The sequence below is a fragment of the Aeromonas sp. TW 6 genome (assembly GCF_013168745.1).
Taxonomy (GTDB): domain Bacteria; phylum Pseudomonadota; class Gammaproteobacteria; order Enterobacterales; family Aeromonadaceae; genus Aeromonas; species Aeromonas caviae.
This window is the reverse complement of the sequence record NZ_JABERS010000004.1, coordinates 95,307-114,171: the sequence shown is the minus strand read 5'-3', so window position 1 is coordinate 114,171 and position 18,865 is coordinate 95,307. Positions and strand designations below refer to the sequence as shown.

Here is an 18,865-nt window from a genome sequence, read left to right as displayed (position 1 = left end):
GGGGCCCGCGCCCATTTTCATCCACGCCGGAGGTCAGATGCATTGCCCTTTCTGTAGTGCCGTTGATACCAAGGTGATCGATTCCCGTCTGGTGGCCGAGGGCCATCAGGTGCGCCGCCGTCGCGAATGCCTGCTCTGTCACGAGCGTTTTACCACCTTCGAAATGGCCGAACTGGTCATGCCCCGCGTCATCAAGTCCAACGGCTCCCGCGAGCCCTTCAACGAAGACAAGCTGCGGGCCGGCATTCTGCGGGCGCTGGAGAAGCGGCCGGTGAGCATGGAGGCCATCGAGAAGGCGGTCAACCACATCAAGTCCCGCCTGCGGGCCACCGGTGAGCGGGAGGTGGCCTCCCAGCTGGTGGGCAATCTGGTGATGGATGAGCTCAAGAGCCTGGACAAGGTGGCCTACATCCGCTTTGCCTCCGTCTACCGCAGCTTTGAAGACATTCGCGAATTCGGGGAAGAGATCGCCAAGCTGGAGAAGTAACGTCGGCCTGTCGCTCCCTATGTGAATAAGAGAGGGGCTGCCGTTGCGGCAGCGCCAGTTGTTACACCAGTGAGACATCCAGATAGCGCATCGTTGCACTGGTGAAAAAGTATGAGGGCGTGCGGCCGCATCCTGCGATGTGTGTGCCCGTCGCCATGGCGTCAGATGCCATGGCCGATCTGCCCGAGAAGGCGTGCTGCAAGCGCGTACACCCTATTTTCTTGTCCCATCGGATGGCCGTGCCACGGGGGACAGGTTGCTGGACACAGGAGCCCGGATGTTTAGTCAAGACGATTACCAATGGATGAGCCGGGCCCTCGAACTGGCCCGGTGCGGCCGTTACACCACGGCCCCCAACCCCTGCGTCGGCGCCGTGCTGGTGAAGGCCGGCGTGGTGGTGGGGGAGGGCTGGCACAAGCGGGCCGGTGAGCCCCATGCCGAGGTCTATGCTCTGCACGCGGCAGGGGAAGAGGCCCGCGGTGCCACCGCCTATGTGACCCTGGAGCCCTGCTCCCATCATGGTCGCACGCCCCCCTGCGCCGAGGCGCTCATCAAGGCCGGGGTGACCCGGGTGGTCGCCGCCATGGTGGATCCCAATCCCCAGGTGGGCGGGCGTGGCCTGCGGATGCTCTCCGAGGCGGGGATCAAGACCGATTTCGGCCTGCTGGCCGCGGAAGCCGAGGCCCTCAATCCCGGTTTCTTCAAGCGGATGCGCACCGCGTTTCCGCTGGTGACGGTCAAGCTGGGGGCGAGCCTGGATGGTCGCACCGCCATGGCGAGTGGCGAGAGCCAGTGGATCACCTCTCCGGAGGCGCGCCGGGACGTGCAGCGGCTGCGGGCCCGTTACGATGCAGTCCTCTCCAGCGCCGAAACCGTGCTGGCGGATGGCGCCTCCCTCACCGTGCGCTGGGACGAGCTGCCCCCCTCGGTCAAGGCGGTCTATCCCAAAGAGACCCTGCGCCAGCCACTTCGAGTCATCGTGGATTCGCAAAACCGGCTCACCCCGGATCTGCCCCTGTTCCAGAGCGAGAGCCCGGTACTGCTGGCCCGCCACAAGGCATCCGGTGAGTGGCCCGCCTGGGTGCAGCAGCTGGAGGTGCCGCTGCTGGATGGCAAGCTGGATCTGGTCAGTCTGTTCATGCTGCTGGCCAAACAGAACGTCAACTCGGTACTGGTGGAGGCGGGGCCGCGGCTGTGCGGCGCCCTGCTGGAGAAGGGGCTGGTGGACGAGCTGGTGCTCTATCAGGCGCCCAAACTGATGGGGGATGAGGGGCGCGGCCTGTTCCATCTGCCGGGGCTGACCCGGCTGTTCCAGGCTCCCAAACTCAACCTCAAGGATGTGCGCATGCTTGGCCAGGATATTCGCATCACTGCGAAAATAGCCTGATTTTTCAATGTTCACGGGGGCATCCATCGCCCCCGTCATCAGCAAGGTGATCTGCATGTTTACCGGAATTATCGAAGCGGTGGGAACCCTGGCCGAGCTGCGTCGCCAGGGGGAGGACATGGCCCTCACCGTGCACGCGCCGACCCTGGACTTCAGTGACGTCAAGCTGGGCGACTCCATCGCCACCAACGGCGTCTGTCTCACCGTGGTGGCGCTTGGGGATCACAGCTATACCGCCGACGTCTCCCTGGAAACCCTCTCCCGCACCGGTTTTTCTGCCGCCAAGGTGGGGGATCCGGTCAACCTCGAGAAGGCGTTGATGCCCACTTCCCGCCTCGGCGGCCACCTGGTCTCTGGCCACGTGGACGGCATCGGCGAGGTGAAGAGCAAATCGTCCAGCGGCCGCGCCATCGAATACTGGATCAAGGCGCCGGGGGAGCTCTCGCGCTACATCGCCGAGAAGGGCTCCATTGCAGTGGATGGAATCAGCCTCACCGTCAATGCGGTTCAGGGGGATCTGTTCCGGCTGACCATCGTGCCCCACACCGCCCAGGAGACCACCATCGCCCGCTGGAAACCCGGCTACCGGGTCAACCTCGAGGTGGACCAGATAGCCCGCTATCTGGAGCGGCTGATGACGGGCAAGCGCGAGGAGAGCAGTGCCTCTACCCTGACCCTGGAGAAGCTGGCCCAGTCCGGATTCTTGTGAGCCGTTTTGACGGGAAAACGCGGTTCTGTGATCCCGCGCGGATTGAAACGGGGCCGCGTGCCCCCATCTAGAGCACAATACGCAGTATCAAGTCGAGCCGACTGGCTCAATCCCCAAGCATGTTGATGGAGTAGCCCATGGCGCTGAGCACGACCCAGGAAATCATTGCCGATATCAAGGCTGGCAAGATGGTGATCCTGATGGATGACGAAGACAGGGAGAACGAAGGGGACCTGATCATGGCCGCCTCCTGTGTCCGCCCGGAAGACATCAACTTCATGGCGCGCTACGGTCGTGGCCTCATCTGCCTGACCCTGACCCGGGATCGCTGCAAGCAGCTGGCGCTGCCGCTGATGGTCGATCGCAACAATGCCCAGTTCTCCACCGCCTTCACCGTCTCCATCGAGGCGGCGGAAGGGGTGACCACCGGCATCTCCGCCGCCGACCGCGCCGTCACCGTGCAGGCTGCGGTGGCGCCCCATGCCAAGGCCGCCGATCTGGTGCAGCCCGGCCACATCTTCCCGCTGATGGCGCAGGATGGCGGTGTGCTGACCCGCGCCGGCCACACCGAAGCGGGCTGCGATCTGGCCCGGCTGGCCGGCTTCGAGCCTGCCTCCGTCATCGTCGAGATCCTCAACGAAGACGGCACCATGGCCCGGCGCCCGGATCTCGAGATCTTCGCCGAGCAGCACGGCATCAAGCTCGGCACCATTGCCGACCTTATCGAATACCGCAACCAGCACGAGACCACGGTAGAGAAAGTGGCCGAGTGCAAGTTGCCCACCGAATACGGCGAGTTCGACCTCGTCACCTTCCGAGACACCATCGACAACCAGGTGCACTTCGCCCTGAAGAAAGGGGACGTGAAGGCCGACCAGCCGACCCTGGTACGGGTGCACCTGCACGACGTGCTGAGCGATCTGCTGCTCACCGACCGCCACAGCGCCCGCAGCTGGCCGCTGCCCAAATCCATGGCCCGCATCGCCGACGAGGGCGGGGTACTGGTGATCCTGGGGGCGGAAGCCCATGGCGCCGAGCTGCTGGCCAGGGTCAAGGGTTTTGAAGCCGCCGACAAGGGGCTGGCGCCGGAAGGGGCCAAGTGGCAGGGCACCTCGCGCCGGGTCGGCGTCGGTTCCCAGATCCTCAAGGCGCTGGGGGTCGGCAAGATGCGCCTGTTGAGCTCTCCCAAGAAGTACCATGCCCTCGGTGGCTTTGGTCTGGAAGTGGTGGAGTACGTCGGCGAGTAAGCGCTGCGTACGGTTGAATTCATCACCATGGCCGCCCGTTGCGGCCATGGTTTTTTGTCGCGGCTCTGTTGTGCTAGAATGCGTGCACTTTTGAGCCCGGCCCCTAATTGATTGCACAGAGACAGGATTTCCAATGAAGATTATCGAAGGAAATATCGCCGCTCCCGAGGCGCGTGTTGCTATTGTCGTTGCCCGTTTCAACAGCTTCATCAATGACAGCCTGGTGAACGGCGCGCTGGACGTGCTGAAGCGTCAAGGTCAGGTCCAGGAGAGCAATCTGACCCTGGTGCGTGTACCGGGGGCCGTCGAAATTCCCCTGGCGGCCAAGAAGCTGGCCAAGAGCGGTCAATACGACGCCATCGTCGCACTCGGCACCGTCATCCGCGGCGGTACCTACCACTTCGAACTGGTAGCGAGCGAGAACGGCAAGGGTCTGGCCCAGGTAATGATGGAATACGACATTCCCGTTGCCTTCGGCGTGCTGACCACCGAAAACATTGAACAAGCCATCGAACGCGCCGGTACCAAGGCGGGTAACAAGGGTGCAGAGGCTGCACTGAGCGCGCTCGAAATGATCAACGTCCTGAAACAACTGGACGTGTAACGAGGAGAAATGCATTGAAACCGTCCGAGCGCCGTAAGGCCCGCCATTGCGCCACCCAGGCCATCTACCAGTGGCAGATGACCCAGGCCAACGTGGGCGACATCGAAGAGCAGTTCAAGATCGATCAGGACACCAAGGGTGTGGACCTGAACTATTTCCGCGATCTGCTGTTCGGGGTAGCGGTCCACTGCAACGAGCTGGACAAGGTGTTCGCGCCTTTCCTCTCCCGTCCGCTGGAAGAAGTGGACATGGTGGACAAGGCGATCCTGCGTCTGGCGACCTACGAGCTGACCCGTCGTGAAGATGTGCCGCCGCGCGTGGTGATCAACGAAGCGATCGAGCTGGCCAAAGCCTTCGCCGCCGATGACAGCCACAAGTTTGTCAACGGCGTCCTGGACAAGGTGATCAAGACGCTGCCCAAGCGCTGATCCTGCTGTCCGTCAGCAATTAAGAGAGGAGCCAGCTTATTGCTGGCTTTTTACTGTATGGGTGAATTTGAGCTGATTGAGAAGTACTTCAAGGTCCCCCACGCCCGCAAGGACGTGGTGATGGGCCCTGGAGATGACTGTGCCCTGCTGACCCTGCCCCCCGACGCCCAGTTGGCGGTGAGCACGGACACCCTGGTGAGCGGCGTGCACTTCTTCCCCGACATGGATCCGGTGGATCTCGGCTACAAGGCGTTGGCGGTCAATCTCTCCGATCTGGCCGCCATGGGTGCCGAGCCGCGCTGGGTCTCCCTGGCCCTGACCCTGCCCGCCATCAACGAGCGCTGGGTCGCCGGTTTCGCCGAAGGGTTCCTCGAGCTCGCCGAGTACTACAACGTGGCGCTGGTGGGGGGGGACATGACCCGCGGGCCCCTCTCCATCACCGTCTCGGTGAAAGGATCGGTCCCGGCAGGTCGCGCCCTGCTGCGCAGCGGCGCCAAGGCCGGTGACGGGGTCTACGTGACCGGTACCCTGGGAGATGCCGCCCTGGCGCTCTCCCACCTGCTGGGCAAGCGCACCCTCAACGAGAACCAGCTGGCGGCCGTGCTGCCGCGCCTCGACCATCCCCATCCCCGCATCCTGGCCGGTCAGGCCCTGCGCGGGCTGGCCAGCAGCGCCCTGGATCTCTCCGACGGCCTGGCGTCTGATCTCGGCCACATCCTCAAGGCGTCCGGCGTGCGGGCCCAGATCGATCTCAATCTGCTGCCCCTCTCCCCCGTGTTGCAGGATGCGGTGCCGGCCATGGATGCCTGGCAGCTGGCCCTGGCCGGGGGCGACGACTACGAGCTCTGCTTCACCGTGCCCCAGGAGCACCACGGCGCCCTGGACACGGCGTTGGCCAATTGTGGCGTGAAGTTCACCCGCATCGGTCGCATCCTGGCCGGGGAGCCTGGCATCGACTACCTGCAGGACGAACAACCCGTCGAACTGCACCTCAAGGGCTGGGATCACTTCGCATGATATCTTTCAAGATAAAGCCCGAACTGACGCGGCTGAACCTTAAAAACCCGCTCCACTTCCTGGCGGTGGGCTTTGGCTCCGGCCTCTCCCCCAAGGCGCCGGGCACCATGGGGACCCTGGCAGCCATCCCGCTCTATCTGTTGGTGAGCGGGCTGCCGACCTCCTGGTTCATCGCCCTGCTGGTGGTGGGTTTCGTGGCGGGCATCCGCATCTGCCAGAGCGCCACCGACGCCATCGGGATGCCGGATCACGGGGCCATCGTCTGGGACGAGGTCATCGGATTCGGGGTCACCATGATTGCGGCCCCGGCCGGCTGGGAGTGGGTGCTGGCGGGCTTCGTGCTGTTCCGGGTGTTCGACATCCTTAAGCCCTGGCCCATCTCCTGGTTCGATCGCCGCATTCACGGCGGGCTTGGCATCATGCTGGACGATCTCATCGCCGGCCTGTTCGCCCTGGCCTGCATGCAACTGCTTGCCCACTGGTGAGGGGAGGCGGCTCCCGAACGCCCGTCTCGCTGTTTTTTCACTGCTCTCCTCTTGCAAAGAGGCCGGATATACCGCACACGCAGGCCCTGAGGGGCCTGCGTTTTTTTGTATGCAATCCCTCCCGGCTTGCCGTGCCGGCGGGCCTGTGGCCCAGGTTGATCCTTCTGCATTGTCCCTATTTAGCTCTGCCTATTTTTCCTTACTCCAGATATGCTGCCGTCAAAAAATCATTTCACATAAATATTCACTACTCATTCGAAGCTGGTCAGCATAATGCTGATAGTGAATAAGATGGTTTGTTGCTATTTTGTTGAAACATAATTGGTTGATGGTCTCGCATTGCCAGCGTAATCTCTGGTAATGTGACTTTTATCGACATTTTAACCCCAGGGTGTCGGCATTCTCTGGGCAAAGTATTGCGAAATTGTATAACTGGATCATTTACACCCGCGGGCAAACCGACTAACTTACTCGCGGGTTATTCCAAAAAAATGCAAAAAACCCGCCCGGATCGCTGGTTTGGCTGCCTCATGGATTGAGCGTTAATTACACAACAACGGCTCTCGAGCAGTACCAAGGCACAACCAGCATCTGCGGCTGATTTACGGACGAATTATTTGGGACGGATGTCCCCCGCAGAGGTAACCATGTCCTTGCTTGAAGTCAAAAACTTGCGGATCGAGTACCCCTCCCGCTACGGGGTGCTTGCCGCGGTCAAGGATCTCTCTTTTTCTGTTGAAAAGGGCGAGATCGTCGGCGTCGTCGGTGAGTCCGGCGCTGGCAAATCCACCATCGGCAACGCCGTCATCGATCTGTTGAGCCCGCCCGGTCGCATCGCCCGTGGCGATATCTACCTGAACGGCGAGCTCATCTCCGGCAAGAGCCAGAACGAGATGCGGGCCATTCGCGGCTCGCGCATCGGTTTCATCTTCCAGGATCCCATGACCTCCCTCAATCCGCTGTTCACCGTGGAGCAGCAGCTGGTGGAGACCATCCTCGCCAACACCGACCTGTCCCGCGAGGCGGCCTTTGCCAAGGCCCTCGAGCTGATGGGGGCGGTGGGGATCCCGAACCCGGACGTGCGCATCAAGCAGTATCCTCACCAGTTCTCCGGTGGCATGCGCCAGCGGGTGGTGATCGCCATCGCCCTCTCCGGGGATCCCGAGCTCATCATCGCCGATGAGCCGACCACGGCGCTGGACGTCTCCATCCAGGATCAGATCCTCCAGCTCATCCGCAACCTGTGCAAAGAGCGCCAGGTAGGCTGCATGCTGGTGACCCATGACATGGGTGTGGTCTCCAACGTCACCGACAAGGTGGCGGTGATGTACCGCGGCGATCTGGTGGAGTTCGGCACCACCGAACAGGTGCTGGGCCGCCCCAATCACCCCTATACCCGCAGCCTCATCTCGGCGGTGCCCCGCTCGGATGTGAAGCTGGTGCGCTTCCCCCTGGTCTCCTATATCGAGGATGCCGGTGCGGCGGATACCAGCATCGATCTCAAGACCCACTGGCTCGGCCAGAGTCAGGACGAGCGCACCTATGAAGGCGCGCTGTTGCGGGTGGAGAACGTGGATCTGAAGTTCGTCACCAAGGATTCCATCTTCCCGAGCCGCCGCCAGTACGTGCGCGCCTGCAACAACATCAGCTTCGAGATCTTCGAGGGTGAGACTTTCGGTCTGGTGGGGGAGTCGGGCTCCGGTAAATCCACCATCGCCCGTGCCATCACCGGGCTCTATCCGCCCGACACCGGCAAGATTGTCTTCGAGGGGATCGATCTCACCGCCCTGAAAGGGGAGCACGAGCGTCGCCCCCTGCGCCGCCAGATGCAGATGGTGTTCCAGAACCCGTACTCTTCGATGAACCCGCGCATGAAGGTGCGTGACATCATCGCCGAGCCGATCCGCTTCCACCGCCTCGCCGAGAGCGAGCGGCAGATAGAGCAGATCGTCGGGGACCTGCTGGATCATGTGGGCCTGGGCCGCGGCGCCGGGGTCAAGTATCCCCACGAATTCTCCGGTGGTCAGCGCCAGCGCATCTCCATTGCCCGCGCCCTGGCGACCCGCCCGCGCTTCCTCATCTGCGACGAGCCCACCTCGGCGCTGGATGTCTCGGTGCAGGCCCAGATCCTCAACCTGCTCAAAGACTTGCAACAGGAGCTTGGGCTCACCATGCTGTTCATCAGTCACGATCTGCCGGTCATCCGCCAGATGTGCGACCGCATCGGTGTGATGCAGCACGGTCATCTGGTGGAAGTGGCCGAGACCGAGAAACTGTTCACCAATGCCGAGCATGAGTACAGCCGCAAGCTGATCTCCCTTATGCCGGAATTCAAGGGAATGTCCCGCGAGGGGCTGGAAATCGCAAGCTAGGAAAGCACCGGTTCGCCGGTTTGTCTGTCAATAAAAAGCCAAAAGCATGGAGAAAGACATGAAGAAAGGATTATCCAAGATCGCCATGGCGCTGTTCGCCGCTGGTCTCGCGTTCAACGTTTCTGCTGCCGACATCAAGGTCGCCGTCGCGTCCGACGCCACCTCTCTGGACCCGCAGGAGCAGCTCTCCGGTCAGACCCTGGAGATGTCTCACCTGGTGTTCGACCCCCTGATGCGTTACACCCAGGATCTGCAGTTCGAGCCGCGTCTGGCCGAGAAGTATGAGCGCATCGACGACAAGACCGTCCGTTTCCACCTGCGCAAGGGTGTGAAGTTCCACTCCGGCAACGACTTCACCGCCGATGACGTGGTATGGACCGTCAACCGTCTGAAGGCCTCCCCGGACTTCAAGGCGATCTTCGACCCCATCGCCGAAGCCAAGAAGGTGGATGATTTCACCGTGGATCTCGTCACCGCCAAGCCGTTCCCGCTGGTGCTGCAGACCGTCACCTACATCTTCCCGATGGACTCCAAGTTCTATAGCGGCAAGACCGAGGCGGGCAAGGACAAGGCCGAGATCGTGAAGAACGGTGACTCCTTCGCCTCCACCAATGTCTCCGGTACCGGTCCGTTCAGCGTCAAGTTCCGCGAGCAGGGCGTGAAGCTGGAATACGTGCGCAACGCCAACTACTGGGACAAGGCCTCCAAGGGCAACGTCGAAAACCTGACCGTGGTACCGATCAAGGAAGACGCCACCCGTGTTGCAGCCCTGCTGGGCGGCGACGTGGACATGATCTACCCGGTTGCCCCGAACGATCTGGAGCGCGTGAAGAACGGCAAGGATTCCCAGCTGGTCACCCTGTCCGGTACCCGTGCCATCATCATCGAGCTGAACCAGAACACCAACCCGGCGCTGAAAGACAAGCGCGTGCGTCAGGCGATCAACTACGCCATCAACCAGGTGGGCATCGTCGACAAGATCAACAAGGGCTTCGGTACCCCGGCCGGCCAGCTGAGCCCGAAAGGCTACGCAGGCTACAACGAGGCGCTCAAGCCCCAGTATGATCTGGCCAAGGCCAAGGAGCTGATGAAGGAAGCCGGTTACGAGAAGGGCTTCAAGATGAGCTTCATCTCCCCGGCTGCCCGCTACGTCAACGACGTCAAGATTGCCCAGGCCGTCTCCGCCATGCTGTCCAAGATCAACATCAAGGTGGATCTGAAGACCATGCCGGTGGCCCAGTACTGGCCGGAGTTTGACAAGTGCGCCGCTGACATGCAGCTGATCGGCTGGCACTCCGACACCGAAGACAGTGCGAACTTCTTCGAGTTCCTGACCTTCACCAAGGATGCCAAGACCGGCATGGGTCAGTACAACTGCGGCGGTTATGCCAACGCAGAAGCTGACAAGATGGTGATGGAAGCCAACACCGAGACCGATCCTGCCAAGCGTGCCGCCATCCTGCAGAAGGTGGAAGCCATGCTGATCGACGACGCTGCCTATGTGCCGCTGCACTGGGAAGACCTGGCCTACGGTGCCAAGAAGAACGTCGACATCAAGCCGGTGGTCAACGTGATGAACTTCCCTTATCTGGGTGACCTGGTGGTCAACAAGTAAGCGAAGCGTTTAAGGAAGGACCCGGCGGGGCACCCATGGTTGCCCCGCCATTAACAGAAGCCTGTGCCAAGACACAGGCCACGTAGAAGGACAAGCATGTTTACATTCCTGCTGAAACGGTTCTATCAGGCCGTGATAGTGATGTTCGTCATCAGCCTGGTCGCCTTCTCCATCCAGGACAACCTGGGGGATCCGCTGCGCGAGCTGGTGGGACAATCCGTCTCCGAGTCCGTGCGCCAGGAGCTGCGCGACAAGATGGGACTCAATGATCCCTTCCTCGTGAAATACAGCCGCTTCTTGAAGAACGCGGTACACGGGGATCTGGGCACTTCCTATTTCTTCAAGCGACCAGCCCTCGAGGTTATCCTCGACAAGCTGGTGGCTACCCTTGAGCTGGTGTTTGCCGCCGCGCTCATCATCGTCGTGGTCTCCATTCCGCTGGGGGTTTATTCGGCGATAAGACCGCGCAGCATCCTCACCAAGGTCATCATGGCGGTGAGCAGCATCGGCATCTCGATCCCGGTCTTCCTGACCGCCATCATGCTGATGTACCTCTTCTCCATCCAGCTGGGCTGGCTGCCGGCCTATGGCCGTGGCGAGACCTACAACCTGCTGGGCTGGGAGTCGGGCTTCTTTACCTGGGACGGTATCCTGCACCTGGTGCTGCCTGCGGTCTCCCTCTCCTCCATCATGCTGCCGCTGTTCATCCGGCTGGTGCGCTCGGAGATGCTGGAGCAGCTCTCCTCCGAGTACGTCAAGTTTGCCCGTGCCAAGGGGCTGGACAACAACAAGGTCTACTACCAGCACGCCCTGAAGAACACCATGCTGCCGGTCATCACGGTGGGCGGTGTGCAGATCGGGACCATGGTGGCCTACACCATCCTGACCGAGAGCGTGTTCCAGTGGCCGGGGACCGGCTTCCTCTTCCTTGAGGCGATCCACCGGGTCGATACGCCGCTGATCACCGCCTACGTCATCTTCGTCGGCCTCATTTTCGTGGTGACCAATACCCTGGTCGACCTGCTCTACGGGTTGATCAACCCGACCGTCAACCTGACCGCCAAGGGGTAACAGATGACTAATGCTGTAACTGCAAGCCCAAGCCGTTGGGCACGCTTCAAAAATTCCGACATCGTCTACTACTTCCTGCGGGACAAGGTAGCCATGTTCAGCTTTGCGGTGTTTGTGGTCTTCGTGCTGGCGGCCCTGCTGGCACCCTGGATCGCACCGCACAACGTCTATGACCAGACCAGCTTCGATCTGATGGATGCGGAGCTGCCCCCCTCCTGGCTGGAAGGGGGCGAGGCCCGCTTCTGGCTCGGGACCGACAACCAGGGGCGCGACATCTGGAGCACCATCCTCTATGGTGCCCGCATCTCGCTGACCATTGGTCTGTTCGCGGTGGGGCTGCAGCTGGTGCTCGGTATCGTCATCGGTCTGATGGCCGGTTACTTTGGTGGTCGCATCGACAACCTGTTGATGCGCTTTGCCGACGTGCAGCTGTCGTTCTCCACCATGATGGTGGCGATCATCATCTCCGCCATCTTCCAGGCGACCTTTGGCTCCGAGTTCTACTCGAAGTTCGCCATCCTGATGCTGGTGGTGATCATCGGTATCGCCGAGTGGCCCCAGTATGCCCGGACGGTGCGCGCCTCCGTGCTGGCGGAGAAGAAGAAGGAGTATGTGGAAGCGGCTCAGGTGATGGGGTTCCGCGCCCCGCGCATCATGTTCCGCCACATTCTGCCGAACTGCCTGTCGCCCATCCTGGTCATCTCTACCGTGCAGGTGGCGAACGCCATCATGAGCGAGGCTGCCCTCTCCTTCCTGGGTCTGGGGATGCCGGTTGATCAACCGTCCCTGGGGTCGCTCATCAGCGTGGGCTTCAACTACATCTTCTCCGGGTCCTGGTGGATCACCGCCTTCCCGGGCCTCTGCCTGGTGGTGCTGGTGCTGGTGATCAACCTGCTGGGTGACTGGCTGCGGGATGTGTTCAACCCGAAGATCTACAAGGGCTGATAAACCTCTCCACGAACTGGCTGCGAGGCCGTGATCAAGGTTCATGTGTTGCTCGCTTATGTAGAACCAAGGAGTGCTCACTTATGTCTCGGTTCCTGAGCGGCTTGTAACCTTGTTGACGGCCTTCTCGCGACAGGGCGTGAGCAGGGTTGGTCTGGCACAGTGAATAACAAAAAAGGGCGCCATCAGGCGCCCTTATTTATTGTTTGTGATTGCAGTAAGCACTTGCGTCAGGCTTGCAGCCAGGCCTCGATGCTGGCCTGAATGCCAGCGCCATCCAGCCCCAGCTGGGCATAGATCTCCTCCTGGGTGCCTTGCTCCACGAAGCGATCCGGCAGCCCCAGATTGAGCACCGGTTTGCACTGCTTGCAGCCCATCAGCAACTCGTTCACCGCAGAGCCTGCACCGCCCATGATGGCGTTGTCCTCGAGGGTGACGAACTGATCGTGGGAGGCGGCCAGAGAGAGCACCAGCGCCTCGTCCATGGGTTTGACGAAGCGCATGTCCACCAGGGTGGCATCCAGCGCCTCGGCGGCTGCTCTGGCCTGTTGCAGCAGGGTGCCGAACGCCAGGATGGCGGTCCCCTTGCCCTCGCGAACGACGCGTCCCTTGCCGAGGGGCAGGGCCTGCATCTCGCTCTCGGCCTGGATACCGGTGCCGCTGCCACGGGGGTAGCGCACCGCCACTGGCCCGTTGCACAGATAGCCGGTGTAGAGCATCTGGCGGCACTCGTTCTCGTCGGACGGGGTCATCACCACCATGTTGGGCACGGTGCGCAGGAAGCTGATGTCGAACGCCCCCTGATGGGTCGGGCCGTCGGCCCCCACCAGACCGGCCCGGTCGATGGCGAAGAGCACCGGCAGGTTCTGCAGCGCCACGTCGTGGATCAGCTGGTCATAGGCCCGTTGCAGGAAGCTCGAATAGATGGCGACCACGGGTTTCTGGTCGGCGATGGCGAGACCGGCGGCGAAGGTGACCGCATGTTGCTCGGCGATGGCCACGTCGAAGTAGCGATCCGGATATTGCTGGCTGAATTTCACCAGACCGGAGCCTTCGCGCATGGCGGGAGTGATGCCGACCACGCGCTCGTCCTTGGCGGCGATATCGCACAGCCACTGACCGAAGATGGCGGAGAAGGTGGGTTTGCCACCGGCACTCTTGGGCAGGGCACAGTCATCCGGGTTGAATTTGGGGACGGCGTGATAGCCGATGGGATCTTTTTCCGCCGGCTCGTAGCCCTTGCCCTTCTTGGTCTTGACGTGCAGCAGCTGGGGACCCTTGAGATTGCGCATGTTGCGCAGGGTTTCGACCAGGGCATGGATGTCGTGACCGTCGATGGGGCCGATGTAGTTGAAGCCGAACTCCTCGAACAAGGTACCCGGTACCACCATGCCCTTGAGGTGCTCCTCGGCCCGCTTGGCGAGCTCCTTGACCGGCGGCAGCCCCGCCAGCACCTTCTTGCCCCCCTCGCGAATGGTGGTGTAGAGCTTGCCGGACATCAGCCTGGCGAGGTGATTGTTCAGGGCCCCCACGTTCTCGGAGATGGACATCTCGTTGTCGTTGAGCACCACCAGCATGTCCTTGTGGACGTCGCCGGCGTGATTGAGGGCCTCGAAGGCCATGCCGGCGGTGATGGCGCCATCACCGATGACCGCGACCACCTTGCGGCCAAGCCCTTCGCTCTCGGCCGCCACCGCCATGCCGAGTGCCGCCCCGATGGAGGTACTGGAGTGGCCCACGCTGAGCACGTCGTACTCGCTCTCTTCCCGCCAGGGGAAGGGGTGCAGGCCATCTTTCTGGCGAATGGTGTGAATGCGCTCCCGTCGTCCGGTCAGGATCTTGTGGGGATAGGCCTGGTGGCCTACGTCCCACACCAGCCGATCGAAGGGGGTGTTGTAGACATAGTGCAGGGCGACCGTCAGCTCGACGGTGCCAAGGCCGGAGGCGAAGTGGCCGCTGGAGCGGCTCACCGAGCGCAGCAGATACTCGCGCAGCTCGTTGCACACCACGGGCAGCCGCTCGAAGGGGAGGGATCGCAAATCGACCGGCGTGTCCGCGAGGGCCAGGTTGGGGAAATCGCTAATATCAACGCTCATATTGTTACTGTTATCCAGCGTTTAGTGGGTTCGCTCGATGATGTAATCGGCAAACGCTTCCAGAATGTCGGTATTGTAGGGCAAGGATTGCAGGGCTGTTAAGGCCTTGTCATGCAGTTCGCGAGCCAGCTCACGGGCATTGTCGAGTCCGAGCAGGGCCGGATAGGTACTCTTTTCCAGCGCCAGATCCGAGCCTTGCGGCTTGCCCAGGGTGGCGGTATCGCCCGTGATGTCGAGGATGTCGTCCTGCACCTGGAAGGCGAGTCCGATGGCGGCGGCATAGGTTTGCAGGGCGGTGAGGGTGGCGGGTTCCACGTCAGCCTTGCACAGGGCGCCGAGGGTCACGGCGCACTCGATGAGGGCCCCTGTCTTGTGGCGGTGCACCTGCTCCAGCTCGGCGAGGCTGATCCGGCGCCCTTCGGCGTCCAGATCCAGTGCCTGACCGCCGCACATGCCTAGATAGCCGGACGCGCGGGCCAGGGCACTCAGCATCCGCACCCGGTTGGCCATCAATGTATCGGGCATGGGGTGGTCGGCCAGAATGGAAAACGCCAGGGTCTGCAGGGCATCGCCCGCCAGGATGGCTGTGCCTTCATCGAAGGCCTTGTGTACGGTGGGCTGACCACGACGCAGGTCGTCGTCATCCATGGCGGGCAGGTCGTCGTGCAGGAGGGAGTATGCGTGAATGCACTCCACGGCGGCGGCGGGGCCATCCAGCAGTTCGCTCTTGACGCCCAGCATCTCGCCGACGGCATAGACCAGGAAGGGGCGCACCCGTTTCCCACCGAGCAGCAGGCCGTATTTCATCGCGTCCCGCAGACGTGGCGCCATGGCGGGCAGGGCGTCAAGCTGTGCCGAGAGGCAGTCGTCGATGCGGCGCCGATGCAGGCGGGAGAAATCGTCCAGGGTCACTCACTCCTCTCCTTGTTCTGCTCGAAAGGGGACCGCTTGCTCGCTGCCATCGGCCTGGGTCAGGAGGATCTGGATCTTCTGCTCGGCCTGTTCCAGCTTCTGCTGGCCGGCGCGCACCAGATGGATGCCCTGTTCGAATTGTTTGAGTGCCTCCTCGAGGGGGAGCGAGCCCTGTTCGAGTTGATGCACTATGGTTTCCAGCTCTTCCAGGGTGGCATCAAAACTCAGACGGTCGATTTTTTTACTGGCCATGTCCATCCTCGGGGATTGAAAAAAACGGCTCATCTTAACATCGACCGGCCACAGGGGGGAGGCAGAAAAACGCGGCGTCCTCAAACTATCCTGACCATGGCCGATAAGAACGGGCATGCAACCACGCATTGCCGATCGGCGATTGCGGTGTACCGGGCTTGCTGCCGGGGGCGCAATAGCAGAAAATTCAACGCAATATAATTAGACGGCACGTTCGGCGACAGGAGTAGGGATGTGGATTTAGGGAGTCTGATAGGCTTAGTGCTGGGGTTCGGGGTCGTGGTGTACGGCATGTTGCTGGGCGGCCCCATGAGCATGTATGTGGACATGCCATCGGTCTACATCACCATACTGGGGTCCGTGTTCATCTGCATGATGAAGTTCAACCTCGGTCAGTTTCTGATGGCCTTCAAGGTCGCGGGCAAGGCCTTCATGTACAAGGGGGACAAGCTCGACGATCTCATCACCAAGGCGGTGGAACTGGCGGATGCGGCCCGCAAGGGGGGCTTTCTGGCTCTGGAGGCGGCGGAGATCCCCAATACCTTCATGAAGAAGGGCATCGACATGCTGGTGGACGGCCATGATGCCGACGTGGTGCGTGCGGTGATGGAGAAGGACATCGAACTGACGTCCGAGCGTCACGCCACGGCCATCAAGGTGTTCCGCTCCCTGGGGGATCTCGGTCCGGCCATGGGCATGATCGGTACCCTGGTGGGGTTGGTGGCCATGCTGGCCAACATGAGCGACCCCAAATCCATCGGTCCGGCCATGGCGGTGGCCTTGCTGACGACCCTGTATGGCGCAATCGAGGCCAACATGATTGCCATCCCCATCGCGGACAAGCTGGAACTGCGCAGTGGCGAGGAACAGTTGAGTCGCACCCTGATCCTCGACGCCATCATGGGGATCCAGGATGGACAGAACCCGAGGGTGATCCAGGCCATGTTGCAGAACTACCTGAATCAGTCCAAACGCAACAACGGGACCGAATAGGAGCGCACAGATGGCAAAGTGCAAGTGCCCGCCTCCCGGATTGCCCGGTTACATGGGAACCTTCGCGGATCTCATGTCTCTGCTGATGTGCTTCTTCGTGCTTTTGCTCTCCTTTGCCGAGATGGATGTGCAGAAGTTCAAGCAGATCGCCGGTTCCATGGAGAAGGCGTTCGGGGTACAGAACATCCTGGAGGTCAAGGATATCCCCAAGGGAACCTCGGTCATCGCCCAGGAGTTTCGTCCTGGTCGCCCCGAGCCGACGCCTATTGACACCATCATGCAGCAGACCATCGACATGACCCAGACCGAGCTGGATTTCCAGCCTGGGGATGCGGACAAGGCGGGTGGACATGACAAGACCGAAGGCCAGCAGAGCGGTGGCGATACCGCCCAGGAGGCCCAGAAGGCGCAGGAACAGTCCAACACCCTGGCCAAGGCACTGGCGGAGCAGATGCAGGCCCAGATCCAGGATGGGGCCATCGAGATAGAGGCGCTGGGTCAGCAGATCATCATTCGCATTCGCGAGAAAGCGGCGTTCCCGGCGGGATCCGCCTTCCTGCAACCCCAGTTCTGGCCGGTGATCCGCAAGGTGGCTGCGCTGCTCAAGGATGTGCCGGGGGAGATCACCGTCTCCGGCCACACCGACAATGTGGCCACCGAGGACGAGTTGTTCCAGTCCAACTGGGAGCTTTCGTCCCAGCGGGCGGTGGCGGTTGCCCACCAGATGATCAAGGTGCCCGGTTTTGACGGCAATCGTCTGGTGGTGCAAGGGATGGCGGATTCCCAGCCGCTGGTGCCCAACAACAGCCCGGAGAATCGGCGCATGAATCGACGTGTCGAGATCGCCATCATGCAGGGCAAACCGACGGTGTCGGCTCCGCTTGGCGTCTCGGAATCCAAGTAACGCTGGCCCAAAGCGGGATCCCGCTCGCAGGGGCTGACATGGATTTTGTGGCGGCTTCATATTAAGATGCCCCATCCGAACCGACAGCTGCGGCTCTCTTTTGATTGCCGCAGCTTCTCTTTATAAAGCAACCCAGGTTTCGACTATGAATCATACTCCGATGACTGTTCGCGGCGCTGAAAAGCTGCGTCAAGAGCTCGATTATCTCAAGACCGAGCTGCGTCCCCAGATTATCGAAGCGATTGCTGATGCCCGTGAACATGGCGATCTGAAAGAAAATGCCGAATACCATGCCGCCCGCGAGCAGCAGGGTTTCTGTGAAGGCCGCATTCAGGAAATTGAAGGCAAGCTCTCCAATGCCCAGATTATCGATGTCACCAAGATTGCCAACAATGGCCGCGTCATCTTCGGCGCAACCGTGACCCTGCTCAAAAGTGAAACGGAAGAGGAAGTGGTCTACCGCATCGTGGGAGACGACGAGGCGGACATCAAGCAGAACATGATCTCTGTGAACTCCCCCATTGCCCGTGCCCTGATCGGCAAGGAAGTGGATGACGTTGCCATCGTCAAGACGCCGGGTGGCGATGTGGAGTACGAGATCCTGGAAGTTGCCTATCTCTGATTGAACGTCGGGGAAAGAGACAGGGGAGCCGGGCTCCCCTGTTGTCTTTAGTCACCCTGATAGGCCTGGACGAAGGCGTCCTGGTGGCGCTGGAAGAGCCAGTCCCGCAATTGTTCCTGATCCTCCTTGCCCAGCCGGAACTGGACGGCCCAGTCATGGTGATGTTGATTGGCATCCACGTGCCTGACGAGGGTGCCTGTCATGGCCAAGGGAGGGAGATCCTCGATGCGAAGGTATCCGCCAAGTGGATCTCCCTTGGCAAAGGCGTCCGGCAAGCCGGCCACGATGAGACCTCCAAGGGAGAGGCTGTATACCTCGTACTCCGCGTCTTCGGTGCAGAGCACGGCCTTTTCGTCGAGTCGCCAGGCGCGCAGATGGGGCGAACCCAGCTCGGTAATGGTCGGCGCGGCGATGCGCAGCTCGGCGTGGCCCTCCTCTGCCTGGGTGCAGTGGAGCGGGAAACGCAATTGGTAGCCGGCGATGCGGGCTTCGAGTGTCAGAGGCTTGGCTCGCTGCAACAGGCTTTGGAGAGGAAGGGGCAGGGTGCCGCGCAGGTATTGGCTGGTGGCAATGTCTTCATCGTTTCCCAGGTCCCGCAGCATGGCCAGTTCTTCATCGGTGAGGAGCTGATGCTTGTCCATAGTGGGTGTCCACGGCTATTCATCGCAGGTTAAGGGCCTGGCAACTATTTTGGCAAGCGACTTGGGAAGAAGGGAAAT

Annotated in this window: 19 protein-coding genes; 15 read left to right on the top strand and 4 right to left on the bottom strand. The window is 61.4% G+C overall.

Annotated features, from left to right (window positions below; all coding sequences use genetic code 11):
- Positions 1-37: 37 nt before the first annotated feature.
- The 12 genes from nrdR (at position 38) to HKD46_RS03140 (ending at position 12,367) form a co-directional block, all read left to right on the top strand.
- Positions 38-487, top strand: coding sequence for a transcriptional regulator NrdR (nrdR, locus tag HKD46_RS03195; RefSeq protein ID WP_010675395.1), 450 nt, complete (start codon positions 38-40; stop codon positions 485-487).
- A gap of 277 nt (positions 488-764) precedes the next feature.
- Entirely contained in the window at positions 765-1,874 is a 1,110-nt protein-coding gene (ribD, locus tag HKD46_RS03190) for a bifunctional diaminohydroxyphosphoribosylaminopyrimidine deaminase/5-amino-6-(5-phosphoribosylamino)uracil reductase RibD (RefSeq protein ID WP_171864899.1), read from the top strand.
- A 55-nt stretch (positions 1,875-1,929) separates the two neighbouring features.
- Entirely contained in the window at positions 1,930-2,583 is a 654-nt protein-coding gene (locus tag HKD46_RS03185; protein WP_039040359.1) for a riboflavin synthase, read from the top strand.
- 137 nt (positions 2,584-2,720) lie between these two features.
- Positions 2,721-3,830: a bifunctional 3,4-dihydroxy-2-butanone-4-phosphate synthase/GTP cyclohydrolase II gene (gene ribBA, locus HKD46_RS03180; RefSeq protein ID WP_039040299.1), complete on the top strand. Its 1,110-nt coding sequence runs from the start codon at positions 2,721-2,723 to the stop codon at positions 3,828-3,830.
- Positions 3,831-3,963: 133 nt separating this feature from the next.
- Positions 3,964-4,434, top strand: coding sequence for a 6,7-dimethyl-8-ribityllumazine synthase (gene ribE, locus HKD46_RS03175; RefSeq protein ID WP_010675391.1), 471 nt, complete (start codon positions 3,964-3,966; stop codon positions 4,432-4,434).
- A gap of 14 nt (positions 4,435-4,448) precedes the next feature.
- Entirely contained in the window at positions 4,449-4,862 is a 414-nt protein-coding gene (gene nusB, locus HKD46_RS03170; protein ID WP_010675390.1) for a transcription antitermination factor NusB, read from the top strand.
- Between the two features lie 57 nt (positions 4,863-4,919).
- Positions 4,920-5,879: a thiamine-phosphate kinase gene (thiL, locus tag HKD46_RS03165; RefSeq protein WP_043153245.1), complete on the top strand. Its 960-nt coding sequence runs from the start codon at positions 4,920-4,922 to the stop codon at positions 5,877-5,879.
- Positions 5,876-6,364: a phosphatidylglycerophosphatase A gene (locus HKD46_RS03160; protein WP_171864898.1), complete on the top strand. Its 489-nt coding sequence runs from the start codon at positions 5,876-5,878 to the stop codon at positions 6,362-6,364. The genes thiL and HKD46_RS03160 overlap by 4 nt, the downstream gene beginning before the upstream one ends.
- A gap of 647 nt (positions 6,365-7,011) precedes the next feature.
- Positions 7,012-8,736, top strand: a complete 1,725-nt coding sequence (locus tag HKD46_RS03155; protein WP_010675387.1) for an ABC transporter ATP-binding protein — start codon at positions 7,012-7,014, stop codon at positions 8,734-8,736.
- Between the two features lie 58 nt (positions 8,737-8,794).
- Entirely contained in the window at positions 8,795-10,351 is a 1,557-nt protein-coding gene (locus HKD46_RS03150; protein WP_010675386.1) for an ABC transporter substrate-binding protein, read from the top strand.
- 96 nt (positions 10,352-10,447) lie between these two features.
- Positions 10,448-11,422 (top strand): ABC transporter permease, encoded by a 975-nt coding sequence (locus tag HKD46_RS03145; protein ID WP_039040297.1) that lies wholly within the window; start codon positions 10,448-10,450, stop codon positions 11,420-11,422.
- Positions 11,423-11,425: 3 nt separating this feature from the next.
- The gene (locus HKD46_RS03140) at positions 11,426-12,367 is read left to right on the top strand and encodes an ABC transporter permease (protein ID WP_029314771.1); all 942 of its coding nucleotides are present in this window, start codon (positions 11,426-11,428) and stop codon (positions 12,365-12,367) included.
- A gap of 230 nt (positions 12,368-12,597) precedes the next feature.
- On the opposite strand, the gene dxs is transcribed toward HKD46_RS03140, so the two are convergent.
- The 3 genes from dxs to xseB are packed head-to-tail and all read right to left on the bottom strand — an operon-like array spanning position 12,598 to position 15,627.
- Positions 12,598-14,463: a 1-deoxy-D-xylulose-5-phosphate synthase gene (gene dxs, locus HKD46_RS03135; protein ID WP_161469849.1), complete on the bottom strand. Its 1,866-nt coding sequence runs from the start codon at positions 14,461-14,463 to the stop codon at positions 12,598-12,600.
- Between the two features lie 21 nt (positions 14,464-14,484).
- Positions 14,485-15,375 (bottom strand): (2E,6E)-farnesyl diphosphate synthase, encoded by an 891-nt coding sequence (ispA, locus tag HKD46_RS03130; RefSeq protein ID WP_041215676.1) that lies wholly within the window; start codon positions 15,373-15,375, stop codon positions 14,485-14,487.
- Complete coding sequence (xseB, locus tag HKD46_RS03125) at positions 15,376-15,627, bottom strand: exodeoxyribonuclease VII small subunit (RefSeq protein WP_010675381.1); 252 nt, start codon at positions 15,625-15,627, stop codon at positions 15,376-15,378.
- A gap of 234 nt (positions 15,628-15,861) precedes the next feature.
- Between xseB and pomA the strand changes: the two genes are divergently transcribed.
- The 3 genes from pomA to greA all read left to right on the top strand — a co-directional run bounded on the left by pomA (position 15,862) and on the right by greA (position 18,146).
- On the top strand, positions 15,862-16,620 hold the full coding sequence (pomA, locus tag HKD46_RS03120) for a flagellar motor protein PomA (protein WP_029314770.1): 759 nt from the start codon (positions 15,862-15,864) through the stop codon (positions 16,618-16,620).
- 10 nt (positions 16,621-16,630) lie between these two features.
- On the top strand, positions 16,631-17,524 hold the full coding sequence (locus HKD46_RS03115; RefSeq protein ID WP_042878323.1) for a flagellar motor protein MotB: 894 nt from the start codon (positions 16,631-16,633) through the stop codon (positions 17,522-17,524).
- Between the two features lie 145 nt (positions 17,525-17,669).
- Positions 17,670-18,146, top strand: coding sequence for a transcription elongation factor GreA (gene greA / locus HKD46_RS03110; RefSeq protein ID WP_010675378.1), 477 nt, complete (start codon positions 17,670-17,672; stop codon positions 18,144-18,146).
- A 47-nt stretch (positions 18,147-18,193) separates the two neighbouring features.
- On the opposite strand, the gene HKD46_RS03105 is transcribed toward greA, so the two are convergent.
- Positions 18,194-18,787, bottom strand: a complete 594-nt coding sequence (locus HKD46_RS03105; RefSeq protein WP_161469850.1) for a PilZ domain-containing protein — start codon at positions 18,785-18,787, stop codon at positions 18,194-18,196.
- Between the last annotated feature and the right edge of the window lie 78 nt (positions 18,788-18,865).